At 70.2% G+C, this 12,683-nt stretch carries 12 protein-coding genes; all 12 read right to left on the reverse strand.

The window, feature by feature from the left end; all coding sequences use genetic code 11:
• Positions 1-54: 54 nt before the first annotated feature.
• Entirely contained in the window at positions 55-2,640 is a 2,586-nt protein-coding gene (locus ACQCO7_RS07800; protein WP_464071122.1) for a RelA/SpoT family protein, read from the reverse strand.
• Positions 2,641-2,887: 247 nt separating this feature from the next.
• Entirely contained in the window at positions 2,888-3,436 is a 549-nt protein-coding gene (locus ACQCO7_RS07805; RefSeq protein WP_464071123.1) for an adenine phosphoribosyltransferase, read from the reverse strand.
• Positions 3,433-4,536 (reverse strand): protein translocase subunit SecF, encoded by a 1,104-nt coding sequence (secF, locus tag ACQCO7_RS07810; RefSeq protein ID WP_464071124.1) that lies wholly within the window; start codon positions 4,534-4,536, stop codon positions 3,433-3,435. Before secF ends, ACQCO7_RS07805 begins: the two co-directional genes overlap by 4 nt.
• A gap of 1 nt (position 4,537) precedes the next feature.
• The gene (secD, locus tag ACQCO7_RS07815; protein WP_464071125.1) at positions 4,538-6,304 is read right to left on the reverse strand and encodes a protein translocase subunit SecD; all 1,767 of its coding nucleotides are present in this window, start codon (positions 6,302-6,304) and stop codon (positions 4,538-4,540) included.
• A gap of 137 nt (positions 6,305-6,441) precedes the next feature.
• A complete protein-coding gene (yajC, locus tag ACQCO7_RS07820; RefSeq protein ID WP_464071126.1) occupies positions 6,442-6,963 on the reverse strand; it encodes a preprotein translocase subunit YajC in 522 nt (173 codons plus the stop codon).
• Between the two features lie 212 nt (positions 6,964-7,175).
• Positions 7,176-8,234: a Holliday junction branch migration DNA helicase RuvB gene (gene ruvB / locus ACQCO7_RS07825; RefSeq protein ID WP_464071127.1), complete on the reverse strand. Its 1,059-nt coding sequence runs from the start codon at positions 8,232-8,234 to the stop codon at positions 7,176-7,178.
• 82 nt (positions 8,235-8,316) lie between these two features.
• Entirely contained in the window at positions 8,317-8,922 is a 606-nt protein-coding gene (gene ruvA, locus ACQCO7_RS07830; RefSeq protein WP_464071128.1) for a Holliday junction branch migration protein RuvA, read from the reverse strand.
• The gene (ruvC, locus tag ACQCO7_RS07835; RefSeq protein ID WP_464071129.1) at positions 8,919-9,449 is read right to left on the reverse strand and encodes a crossover junction endodeoxyribonuclease RuvC; all 531 of its coding nucleotides are present in this window, start codon (positions 9,447-9,449) and stop codon (positions 8,919-8,921) included. Before ruvC ends, ruvA begins: the two co-directional genes overlap by 4 nt.
• A 201-nt stretch (positions 9,450-9,650) precedes the next feature.
• Positions 9,651-10,403, reverse strand: a complete 753-nt coding sequence (locus ACQCO7_RS07840; protein ID WP_464071130.1) for a YebC/PmpR family DNA-binding transcriptional regulator — start codon at positions 10,401-10,403, stop codon at positions 9,651-9,653.
• 47 nt (positions 10,404-10,450) lie between these two features.
• The gene (pdxT, locus tag ACQCO7_RS07845; protein ID WP_464071131.1) at positions 10,451-11,056 is read right to left on the reverse strand and encodes a pyridoxal 5'-phosphate synthase glutaminase subunit PdxT; all 606 of its coding nucleotides are present in this window, start codon (positions 11,054-11,056) and stop codon (positions 10,451-10,453) included.
• 5 nt (positions 11,057-11,061) lie between these two features.
• A complete protein-coding gene (gene pdxS, locus ACQCO7_RS07850) occupies positions 11,062-11,967 on the reverse strand; it encodes a pyridoxal 5'-phosphate synthase lyase subunit PdxS (RefSeq protein WP_010351291.1) in 906 nt (301 codons plus the stop codon).
• Between the two features lie 139 nt (positions 11,968-12,106).
• Positions 12,107-12,652, reverse strand: coding sequence for a LemA family protein (locus ACQCO7_RS07855; RefSeq protein WP_464071132.1), 546 nt, complete (start codon positions 12,650-12,652; stop codon positions 12,107-12,109).
• Between the last annotated feature and the right edge of the window lie 31 nt (positions 12,653-12,683).

Below are 12,683 nucleotides of genomic sequence, written 5' to 3' on the forward strand. Positions count from 1 at the left end.
AGCCGTACAGGAGAAGGGGCCGGGCATTCAGCCCGGCCCCTTCTCGCGTCTGCCCTACGGGCGTCTGGCCGACGTCACCCGGTACACGTCGTACACGCCCTCCACGCCCCGCACCGCCTTCAGGACGTGCCCGAGGTGTTTCGGGTCGCCCATCTCGAAGGTGAAGCGGGACGTCGCCACCCGGTCGCGGGAGGTCTGGACGGCCGCGGAGAGGATGTTGACGTGCTGGTCGGACAGAACGCGCGTGACGTCCGACAGGAGCCGGGAGCGGTCGAGGGCCTCGACCTGGATCGCGACCAGGAAGACCGAGGACTGGGTCGGCGCCCACTCGACGTCGAGGATGCGCTCGGGTTCGCGGGAGAGCGACTCCACGTTGACGCAGTCGCTGCGGTGAACCGATACGCCACTGCCCCGGGTGACGAACCCGATGATCGGGTCGCCGGGCACGGGCGTGCAGCAGCGGGCCAGCTTGACCCACACGTCGTCGACGCCCTTGACGACCACACCGGGGTCGTTGTTGCTGCGCCGCTTACGGCCCCGGCCGTGGGACGGCGGGACCGCCTCGTCGATCTCCTCGGTGGCCGCCTCCTCGCCGCCGAGCGCCTGGACGAGCTTCTGGACGACACCCTGCGCGGCGACATGGCCCTCGCCGATCGCGGCGTACAGGGACGAGATGTCGGGGTAGCGCATCTCGTGCGCCAGGGTGACCAGGGAGTCGCCGGTGAGGATGCGCTGGATCGGCAGGTTCTGCTTGCGCATCGCGCGGGCGATGGAGTCCTTGCCCTGCTCGATCGCCTCGTCGCGGCGCTCCTTGGAGAACCAGGCGCGGATCTTGTTGCGGGCGCGCGGCGACTTGACGAAGCCGAGCCAGTCCCGGGAGGGCCCGGCGCCGGCCGCCTTCGAGGTGAAGACCTCGACCAGGTCGCCGTTGTCCAGGGTCGATTCGAGCGGGACGAGGCGGCCGTTGACTCTCGCCCCTATCGTGCGGTGGCCGACCTCCGTGTGGACGGCGTACGCGAAGTCCACCGGGGTGGCGCCCGCCGGGAGCGCGATGACGTCGCCCTTGGGGGTGAAGACGAAGACCTCGTTGCGGGACAGGTCGAAGCGCAGGGACTCCAGGAACTCGCTGGGGTCCTCGGTCTCCTTCTGCCAGTCGAGGAGCTGGCGCAGCCACGCCATGTCGTTGATGGCGTCCTTGTTGCCGGCGGCTGACTTGGGGGCGTCGGTGCGGACCTTGGAGGCGCCGGCCACGGCCTCCTGCTTGTACTTCCAGTGCGCGGCGATGCCGTACTCGGCGCGGCGGTGCATGTCGAACGTGCGGATCTGGAGTTCGACGGGCTTGCCGTTGGGGCCGATGACCGTCGTGTGCAGCGACTGGTACATGTTGAACTTGGGCATCGCGATGTAGTCCTTGAACCGGCCGGGGACCGGGTTCCATCGCGCGTGGACGGTGCCGAGGGCCGCGTAGCAGTCGCGGACGGTGTCCACGAGGACGCGGATGCCCACCAGGTCGTAGATCTCCGCGAAGTCGCGGCCTCGTACGATCATCTTCTGGTAGACGGAGTAGTAGTGCTTCGGGCGGCCGGTGACCGTCGCCTTGATGCGGGCGGCGCGCAGGTCGGACTGGACCTCGTCGGTCACTATGGCCAGGTACTCGTCACGCTTGGGGGCGCGCTCGGCGACCAGGCGGACGATCTCGTCGTACATCTTGGGGTAGAGGATCGCGAACGCGAGGTCCTCCAGCTCCCACTTGATGGTGTTCATGCCCAGGCGGTGGGCGAGCGGCGCGTAGATCTCCAGGGTCTCGCGCGCCTTCTTCTCCTGCTTCTCGCGCTTGAGGTAGCGCATGGTGCGCATGTTGTGCAGGCGGTCGGCGAGCTTGATGACCAGGACGCGGGGGTCCTTGGCCATGGCGACGACCATCTTGCGCACGGTCTCGGCCTGCGCTGCCTCGCCGAACTTGACCTTGTCGAGCTTGGTGACGCCGTCGACGAGGAGCGCGACGACGTCGCCGAAGTCGCGGCGCAGGTCGTCGAGGCCGTACTCGGTGTCCTCGACGGTGTCGTGCAGGAGGCCCGCCATCAGGGTGGCCGGATCCATGCCCAGTTCGGCGAGGATCGTCGTCACCGCGAGGGGGTGCGTGATGTACGGGTCGCCGCTCTTGCGCTTCTGGCCGCGGTGCCAGCGCTCGGCGACCTGGTAGGCCCGCTCGATCTGGCGCAGGGTCGCCGTCTCGGTCTTCGGGTCGTTGCTGCGGACTATCCGCAGGAGCGGTTCCAGCACCGGGTTGTACGGGTTCGCGCGCTGTACGCCGAGGCGGGCCAGGCGGGCGCGGACGCGGTTCGAGGAGCCGGTGCGGGCGGACTGGGTGGCCCCGGCGGGGCGGGCGGCGGAGGCGGCGGGCGCGGGGCTGGTCCCAGTGCCGGTCGCGGGGGCCGGGCCGGAGGCGGGGGCCGGGGCGGGCGCGGGCGCCGGGCGCTCGGGCGGGGCCGGCTTGGGGCGCGGCTGCTCGGGCTGGCGGTCGGCGGGCGCCGTACGGTCGTGCTCCACCGGCGCGGCGGTGCCGTTCTGGCCACGCGACGCGGGTCCCGAACCACTCTCGGGCTTGGCGGCGGTCAGGTGTTGGGCCTCGTCTGGCAAGAGGACTCCTCGTGCGCGATCCGGGTCCCCGGTCAGGCTCCGGAGCCCCCATCGTAGCGATCCCACGCCCCGGCATCGCCTCCAGCCGCCCGCGAGGGCCGTACACCGGAGGAACACGAGGGGTGGACAGGGGCTTGTCCGCAGAGGTACGCGGGAGGAACGGGAGCACGGAACGGTTTCGGCCACCCGCGTGCGGAAGGCGGGCGCCGGGAGGTTCCCGGGCCCGCCTTCCGTGTACGGACGGTGCTCAGACCGTGAGCAGCGACTCCACCGGAGCGCCGTTCAGGGCCGCCTCCAGGCGGGGGCGGCCGTTCAGGAACGTCAGTTCCATCAGGATCGCCACGCCGGAGACCTGGGCGCCGGCGCGGTGGATCAGCTGGATCGCCGCCTCCGCCGTGCCGCCGGTCGCGAGGACGTCGTCCACGACGAGGACGCGGTCCTCGGGCGTGAGGTCCTCGGCGTGGATCTCGATCTCCGCCGAGCCGTACTCCAGGTCGTACGACTGGGAGAGGGTCGCGCCGGGGAGCTTGCCGGCCTTGCGGACCGGGACGAAGCCGAGGCCCGCGCGGACGGAGACGGGGGCGCCGAGGATGAAGCCGCGCGCTTCGAGGCCGACGATCTTCGTGGCCCCGGTGCGCACCGCGATCTCGGCGAACGCGTCGGTGAGCGCCGTGAACGCGGCCGGGTCCGCGAGCAGCGGGGTGATGTCCTTGAACATCACCCCGGGCTCGGGGTAGTCCGCGACGTCACGGATACGGCTGAGCAGCAGTGTCGTGATGTCTGTGAGCTCGGTCACCGGCGCTTCCCCGAAGGACGGCCGCGGCCCCGGCCACGGGAGGCGGGCTGGGTGCGGGGGCCGACGACAGCCGCGGCGTCGTCGTCCTCGTACTCCTCGGTGTTCGCCTCCGGGTGCCGCTCCGCCTCGGCGGCGGTCTGCGTGCGCTTCGCGAGGACCCGCTTGCGCAGGGCCTTGATCTGCGGCTCGCGCTCCTTGAGGTCGGCGACCAGCGGGGTGGCGATGAAGATCGACGAGTACGCGCCGGCCGCGAGGCCGACGAACAGCGACAGGGAGATGTCGTTGAGCGTGCCCGCGCCGAGGAAGCCACCGCCGATGAACAGCAGCCCTGCGACCGGGAGCAGGGCCACGACGGTCGTGTTGACCGAGCGGACCAGCGTGCCGTTGATCGAGTGGTTCGCGATGTCGCTGTACGTCGACTTCGTCTGCTTGGTGATCTCCTTCGTCTGCTCCTTGAGCGAGTCGAAGACGACGACCGTGTCGTACAGCGAGTACCCGAGGATCGTCAGCAGACCGATGACCGTACCGGGCGTGACCTCGAAGCCGACGAGGGCGTAGATGCCGACGGTGATCGTGATGTCGTGGATCAGCGCGACGAGCGCCGCGATGGCCATCCGCCACTCGAAGGCGATCGCCAGGTAGATCACGACGAGGACCATGAAGATCGCGAGGCCCTGCCATGCCTTGTTGGCGATCTGGTCGCCCCAGCTCGGGCCGACCAGGTCGGCGGCGATCTTCTCGGTGTCGACCTTGAAGTCCGAGGCCAGCTTGTTCTTGATCTGGTCGGACTGCTGGGTGTCCATGCCGGCGATCTGGATGCGCAGCGAGCCGTTGCCGAGCTTCTGCACGACCGCGTCGTGGCCGGACGCCTCCTTGGCGTAGTCCTCCGCCTGCGAGACGGAGACGCTGGTCTTCGGGGTGGTGAAGACCGCGCCGCCCTGGAAGTCGATGCCCATGTTCAGGCCGCGCACCGCGAGGCCGACGATCGCCGTGATGGTGATCAGGATCGAGACGCCGTACCAGATCTTGCGGTGGCCGATGAAGTCGTAGGAGATCTCACCGCGGTGCAGCCGGGCGCCGATGTTCCCGAGTTTCGACATCTCACGCCTCCTTCGGGTCTACGGGGCCGGCGAGCGGGCCGGAGGGACGGCGGGTGCGGCGCAGCGGCGGGTGGGCGCCCAGGCCCTTCGGGTCGAGGCCGGACCACTTGTGGCCGCCGCCGAAGAACTTGGTCCGCGCGACGAGCGTCATCAGCGGCTTGGTGAAGAAGAACACCACGACGACGTCGAGGACGGTGGTCAGACCGAGGGTGAACGCGAAGCCCTGGACCTTGCCGACGGTGACGACGAACAGCACCGCGGCGGCGAGGAACGACACGAAGTCGGAGACCAGGATCGTGCGCCGGGCGCGCGGCCAGGCCCGCTCGACGGCGGGACGCAGCGAACGGCCCTCGCGGACCTCGTCCCGGATACGTTCGAAGTACACGATGAACGAGTCCGCCGTGATCCCGATCGCGACGATCGCGCCGCAGACGGCCGGCAGGTTCAGCGCGAACCCGATGGCCGGGCCGAGCAGCGACATCAGCAGGTACGTCAGCGCCGCGGAGCACAGCAGCGAGGCGAGCGCGATGAGCGACAGGCCCCGGTAGAAGGCGACCAGGTAGATCACGACGAGGATGAGGCCGATGGCGCCGGCCAGCAGCCCGGCGTGCAACTGCTCACCGCCGAGCGCGGCCGTCACGGTCGTCACGCTCTGCTCCTTGAAGGAGAGCGGGAGCGCGCCGTACGACAGCATGTTGGCGAGGCTCTGCGCCTCCTCCTGCGTGAAGGAGCCGGAGATCTGCGCCTGGCCGCCGGTGATCGCGGACTGGACGTAGGGGCTGGAGACGACCTCGCCGTCCAGGACGATGCCGAACTCGTTCTGCGGCTGCTGGTTCTGCGCGAGCTTGCCGGTGATGTCCGCGAACTTCTTGGCGCCCCCGCCGGTGAAGTTCATCGTGACCTGCCAGCCGGCGGCGGTCTGGGTGTCGAAGACCGCGGCGGCCTTCTTCACCTCGGTGCCGTCGACACCGGCCGGGCCGAGCAGGTACTTGTACCAGACCTTGCTGATCTCGCCGCAGGCCACGATCGTGTCGGTGGGCTTGGCGCCCTCGCCGGCCTTGGCGCGCTGCTCGGGCTTCGAGCAGTCCAGGGCGGCGTACGCGGCCTGGAGCTTGGCGGTGTCGCCCGCCGGCTGGGGGGCGGGCGTGGCCGCCGGGGCCGGGGACTCCTTCGCGGACGCGGACGGCGACGGGGTGCCGTCGGCGCGCAGGGAGTCGGTGACCGCGCGGCCCTGGGTCGTCGAGGACGCCGACGGGGACGGGCTCGCCTTCTCGCCGGTGGAGGCGCTGGACGAGGGGGACGCCGAGGGGTTCGGGCTGCCGCTGGGCGACGCCGAGGGGCTCGGGGACGGGTTCGCCGCGGCGCCGGTGGCCTCCTGGGCCAGGACCGGGCGGAAGTACAGCTTGGCGGTCGTACCGACCTGGGCTCGGGCTTCCTCGGAGTTGGTGCCCTTGGGGATGTTCACGATGATGTTGGAGTTGCCCTGGGTCTGCACCTCCGCCTCGGACACGCCCAGACCATTGACACGGCGGTTCATGATGTCGACCGCGGTGTCCATGTTCGCCTTGTTGATCGCCGAGCCCTGGTCGGCCTTGGCCTCCAGCGTGATGCTCGTGCCGCCGGCCAGGTCGATGCCCAGGCGCGGCTTGGTGTCCCCGGTGGCGAACATGCCGCCCGTGAGGCCCACGATGGCGATCAGGATCAGGGCCAGTGAGCGCCCCGGCTTGCTCTGGGCGCTCGCGCTCCTGCCCTTTTTAGGTGCTGCCACCTTCTCGTACTCCCTCTCGGGCCGCCCGCACGCCCTGGTCGGCGTGGCGCGGCTGCCATGACTGGTGTCGGGAATCCCCCGCGAGAAGCGCACACCCCGGGAGGCGCGGGAGCGGCCCGCGCGCCCCGGGGGCGTGACTACTTCTTCGCGTCGGACTCGCCGTCGGTCTTCTTCGGCTCCTCGGCGCTCTCGGACTCGTCCTTCTTGCCGAGGTCGACGAGCTTGTCGTCGGAGGCGGCGGCAGCGTCGGAAGGCTCGTCGGCGTCGGCGGTCCCGCTCGCGGCGGTTCCGGTCCCGGCAGTCTCGGCGGTCTCGGTCTCGGTGAGGGAGGAGGCGTCGTCCGGAACGATGTCGGAGTCGGACTTCAGGTCGGCCTCGATGCCGTGGACGATGCGGTTGTACTCCTCGTCCGACAGCACCGCGCCGACGGCGTTCTTCGCGAAGAGCAGTTCCACACCCGGGCCGGCGTCCAGCAGGATCGTCTCCTCGTTGACTTCCTTGACCGTCGCGTACATCCCCCCGATCGTGCGGACGCCACTGCCGGGCTGCATCTGGTTCCGCATGTCAGCCGCCTGCTGCTGCTTCTTCTTGGCCGACCGGGTCATCAGGAACATGGCCCCGATGAGCACGACGAACGGGAGGAGGGTCACGAGACTCACGGGTTCGGAACTTCCTTCACGTGACCGCGTCTGTTGAGCGGCCTGATGGATGGGGATCTGTGAATGCCGCCGACAAGGGCGGCATCGGCGGAGTCTAAGCGAGTCCGCGTACAGGGAACAACGTTCAGCATGGCACCTGGGTTCCTTACCCACCCAATACCTCCACCGGTGACCAGGCCGTGTCTCACCTGTGATGTGGCCAAGGGGCGGGGTCAGGTGCCGAACAGGTTCTGCTGGGTGCCGTTGTGGGGCTGGTGGGGCGGGGTCAGGCCCAGGTGGGACCAGGCCGCGGGGGTCGCGACCCGGCCTCGGGGGGTGCGGGCCAGCAGGCCCTCGCGGACCAGGAAGGGTTCGGCCACCTCCTCCACCGTCTCGCGCTCCTCGCCCACCGCCACCGCCAGGGTCGAGAGGCCCACCGGGCCGCCGCCGAAGAGTTTCAGGAGCGCTTCCAGGACCGCCCGGTCGAGGCGGTCGAGGCCGCGCTCGTCCACCTCGTACACCTTCAGGGCCGCGCCCGCGATGGTCCTCGTGATCGTGCCGTCCGCCTTGACCTGGGCGTAGTCGCGGACCCGGCGCAGGAGGCGGTTGGCGATGCGGGGGGTGCCCCGGGAGCGGCCGGCGATCTCCGCGGCGCCGGCCGGGTCGATCTCCACGTCCAGGAGGTCGGCCGAGCGGTGCACGACCCGCTGGAGTTCGGCCGGTTCGTAGAACTCCATGTGCGCGGTGAAGCCGAAACGGTCCCTCAGGGGCGGCGGGAGGAGGCCGGCCCGGGTGGTCGCGCCGACCAGCGTGAACGGCGGGAGTTCCAGGGGGATCGCCGTCGCGCCCGGGCCCTTGCCGACGATCACGTCGACCCGGAAGTCCTCCATCGCCATGTACAGCATCTCCTCCGCCGGCCTCGACATCCGGTGGATCTCGTCGAGGAACAGCACCTCGCCCTCCTGGAGCGAGGAGAGGATCGCGGCGAGGTCGCCCGCGTGCTGGATCGCCGGGCCGCTGGTGATGCGGATCGGTGCGCCCATCTCCGCCGCGATGATCATCGAGAGGGTGGTCTTGCCGAGGCCGGGTGCGCCGGAGAGGAGGACGTGGTCGGCGGTCGCGCCCCGGGCGCGGGCTGCCCTGAGGACGAGGTCCAGCTGTTCCCTGACCTTTTCCTGGCCGATGAACTCGCCGAGGTCCTTGGGGCGGAGGGCGGCTTCGACCGCTTGGTCCTCGCGGTCCGCCGACGCGTCGACGAGGCGGTCCTCGTCGGTCGTGTCGTCCCAGTTCATGTGGTGCGCCTCAGGGGTTGGGGGGTGGATGGGTGGTGGCGGGTGTGGGTCGTCCGTGATTGCTCGCGCCCCTGGAAGAACCTCACCTGGCCCTGTTCAGAGTTTGCAGCGCCGCCTTCAGCAGCTGTCCCACCTGCGGCGTGCCGTCCGCCGCCTCCGCCTGCGGGGTCACCGCCGCCACCGCTTCGTCGGCCTCTCTCGTCGCGTACCCCAACCCCAGGAGCGCCGCGTGGAGTTGGTCCCGCCAGCCCAGCGACACCGGCGCGCCGATCGCCGCGGTGCCGACCGGCTCGCCCAGTCTGTCCTTCAGTTCGATCAGCAGTTTCTGCGCGCCCTTCTTGCCGATGCCGGGGACGGAGATCAGCGCCTTCTCGTCCCCCGTCGCCACCGCCCTGCGCAGCGCGTCCGGCGTGTGCACCGCCAGCATCGCCTGCGCCAGCCTCGGCCCCACCCCGCTCGCCGTCTGGAGCAGCTCGAACACCTGGCGTTCGTCGTCGTCCGCGAACCCGTACAGCGTGAGGGAGTCCTCGCGTACGACGAGGGACGTCGAGAGTTTGGCGGGCTGGCCGATGCGCAGGCCCGCGAGCGTGTTCGGCGCGCACTGGACGGCCATGCCGACCCCGCCGACCTCTACCACGGCCGCGTCGGGGGCGAGTGCGGCGACCGTGCCGCTGACGAAGGCGATCATGTCGTCCGGCCTTTCGAGGCGTGCAGGGCGACGGCCTGCTGGAGTCGGTTCTGGGCGGGTGCGCGCCAGATGTGGCAGATGGCGAGGGCGAGGGCGTCGGCGGCGTCGGCGGGCTTCGGGGGCGCGTCGAGCCGCAGCAGGCGCGTCACCATCGCCCCGACCTGCGCCTTGTCCGCGCGCCCGCTGCCGGTGACGGCGGCCTTGACCTCGCTGGGCGTGTGCAGCGCGACGGGGATGCCGCGCCGGGCGGCACACAGCATCGCGACGGCGCTGGCCTGCGCCGTACCCATCACCGTACGGACGTTGTGCTGGCTGAACACCCGCTCGACGGCGACGAATTGGGGCCGGTGCTCGTCGAGCCACTGCTCGATGCCCTGCTCGACGGCGAGGAGGCGTCGGCTCAACTCGGCGTCGGCGGGGGTGCGGACGACACCGACGCCGACCATGGTCAACGGCCGCCCGGCGACGCCCTCGACGACCCCCACGCCGCACCGGGTCAGTCCGGGGTCGACCCCAAGTACCCGCACATCACCCTCCCCTTTTGCGGCTAAACCGCCGCCGCTCTCGCGGACCTGGTCGAGCACCGTCGTGGTTCCTCAATCGATGGTTGCGGTTCGTGGACGGTGATCCATGAATGACGTCAGGCTAGCCGCTGCCACTGACAACGACGGCGGGCCGGTGGGACGTGTCCCATCCGGCCCGTCGAAACGGCTCAGCCCGCGGCAGCGCTACGCGTCTACCTTTTCCATGACCTCGTCGCTCACGTCAAAATTCGCGAACACGTTCTGCACGTCGTCGCTGTCCTCAAGCGCGTCGATCAGCTTGAAGATCTTGCGGGCGCCCTCCTCGTCCAGTTCGACCTGCATGGTCGGGACGAAGTTGGAGTCGGCGGAGTCGTAGTCGATCCCGGCGCCCTGGAGAGCGGTGCGGACGGCGACCAGGTCGGTGGCCTCGCTGAGGACCTCGAAGGACTCGCCGAGGTCGTTGACCTCTTCGGCGCCCGCGTCGAGGACCGCGTCGAGGACGTCGTCCTCGGACAGCTCACCCTTGGGGACGATGATGACGCCCTTGCGGTTGAAGAGGTACGAGACGGAACCGGGGTCGGCCATGTTGCCGCCGTTGCGGGTCATCGCGACGCGCACGTCGGAGGCGGCGCGGTTGCGGTTGTCGGTGAGGCACTCGATGAGCACCGCGACGCCGTTCGGCCCGTACCCCTCGTACATGATCGTCTCGTAGTCGGCGCCACCGGCTTCGAGACCGGCGCCGCGCTTGACCGCGGAGTCGATGTTCTTGTTGGGGACCGAGCTCTTCTTGGCCTTCTGGATGGCGTCGAACAGCGTCGGGTTGCCGGACGGGTCGGCGCCGCCGGTACGGGCCGCGACCTCGATGTTCTTGATCATCTTCGCGAAGAGCTTGCCGCGCTTGGCGTCGATCACGGCCTTCTTGTGCTTCGTCGTAGCCCATTTAGAGTGGCCGGACATCTGCCTGTCTCCTTCGCGTAACCCATCTACCTACCAACGCAGAGATCCTACAAGGACTCCGCTGCCCGGTTCGCGCGGACCATGTCGACAAAGAGCGCGTGCACGCGGTGGTCGCCGGTCAGCTCCGGATGGAACGACGTGGCGAGCGCGTTGCCCTGGCGCACGGCGACGATATGACCGTCGTACTCGGCGAGCACCTCCACACGCGCGCCCACGGACTCGACCCATGGGGCGCGGATGAAGACGCCGTCCACGGGGGCGCCATCGACGCCCTGTACGGCGATCTGGGCCTCGAAGGACTCGTTCTGGCGGCCGAAGGCGTTGCGGCGGACGATCATGTCGATGCCGCCGACCGTCTCCTGGCCGGAGCGCGGGTCGAGGATCTTGTCGGCGAGCAGGATGAGACCCGCGCAGGTGCCGTAGACCGGCATTCCCGCGCGTACGCGCGCGCGGAGGGGTTCCAGCACGCCGAACAGGACGGCCAGCTTCGAGATGGTGGTCGACTCGCCGCCGGGCAGGACCAGGCCGTCGACCTCGGCGAGTTCCTCGGGGCGGCGGACCGGGCGGGCCAGGGCGTCGGCCGCGGCCAGGGCGACGAGGTGTTCCCGCACGTCGCCCTGGAGCGCGAGCACTCCGATCACGGGAGTGGTCATCGGTGCTACCAGCCGCGGTTGGCGTAGCGCTCGGTCTCGGGGAGGGTGTCGCAGTTGATGCCGACCATGGCCTCGCCGAGGTTGCGGGACGCGTCCGCGATGATCTTCGGGTCGTCGTAGAAGGTGGTCGCCTTGACGATCGCGGCGGCGCGCTTGGCCGGGTCGCCGGACTTGAAGATGCCGGAGCCGACGAAGACGCCCTCGGCGCCGAGCTGGCGCATCAGCGCGGCGTCGGCGGGGGTGGCCACGCCGCCGGCCGAGAACAGGACGACCGGGAGCTTGCCGAGTTCGGCGACCTCCTTGACCAGTTCGTACGGGGCGCGCAGGTCCTTCGCGGCGGCGTACAGCTCGTTGTTGTCGTAGCCGCGCAGGCGGGCGATCTCGTTCTTGATCTGGCGCAGGTGGCGGACGGCCTCGACGACGTTGCCGGTGCCGGCCTCGCCCTTCGAGCGGATCATCGCGGCGCCCTCGGCGATGCGGCGCAGGGCCTCGCCGAGGTTGGTGGCGCCGCAGACGAAGGGGGTCGTGAACGCGAACTTGTCGGAGTGGTTGACCTCGTCCGCCGGGGTCAGGACCTCGGACTCGTCGATGTAGTCGACGCCGAGGGACTGGAGGACCTGGGCCTCGACGAAGTGGCCGATCCGGGACTTCGCCATGACCGGGATGGACACGGCCTCGATGATGCCCTCGATCATGTCCGGGTCGGACATGCGGGCCACGCCGCCGTCCTTGCGGATGTCCGCCGGGACCCGCTCCAGCGCCATGACGGCCACGGCTCCCGCGTCCTCCGCGATCTTCGCCTGCTCCGGCGTCACGACGTCCATGATCACGCCGCCCTTGAGCTGCTCGGCCATCCCGCGCTTCACGCGCGCGGTGCCGGTCTCGGGGGCCTGGTTCTCGCTGCTGGACACGTACGACCTCGCTGAAGTGAAAGGGGTTTCCTGGAGGGGGTACTCCCGAGGAAACTCCCGCCGCCCAGTCCACATCAAGGGCCAATGACCAGGCGGTGGATCTTTTCGGGTCGGCCGGAGCTCTCCCGGACGACACCGCTCACCTCTCCGCCAGCGCCGCCGGTGGTTCGTCGTCCATCTCGAAGGCCATCGGGAACGCGGCGTGGCCCGCGAGGTGGAACCAGCGGACCTTGCGGTGTTCACGGAGGCGCCGGGCGCCGCCTACGGCGTCGTTGTGGAAGCGGCGGGCCATCGGGACGCGGCGTACGGCTTCGGTCAGTTCGTGCGTCGCCGCCTCGCCGCCGGGGGCTTCCTTGATCTCGTCCACCTGCTGGTGGTCCGCGAAGACGGCCCTCAGCGCCTGGCTCAGCTCGCTCTCCGCGACCTCCCGCTGCTCCTCCTCCGCCTGCCTCGCCGCGTGCGCGGCCTCGTACAGCACGATCGAGGCGGCCGGATCGAGCACCCCGGACGTCGCCAGCTCCTGCGCGACCGAGGCCCGCCGCAGCAACTGCGCGTCCAGCGCGGCCCGCGCCGCGTCGATACGGGCGTGCAGCCGGTCGAGCCGCCCCGCCGTCCAGCTCAGATAGAGGCCGATCGCGACGAGAACGACGAGGGTCCAGATCAGGGTTGCGGTCACGGGCGGCAAGGGTAGCGGGGTGCGGGGGCGGAGGGTTGTG

This window comes from Streptomyces saintjeani (assembly GCF_055409605.1).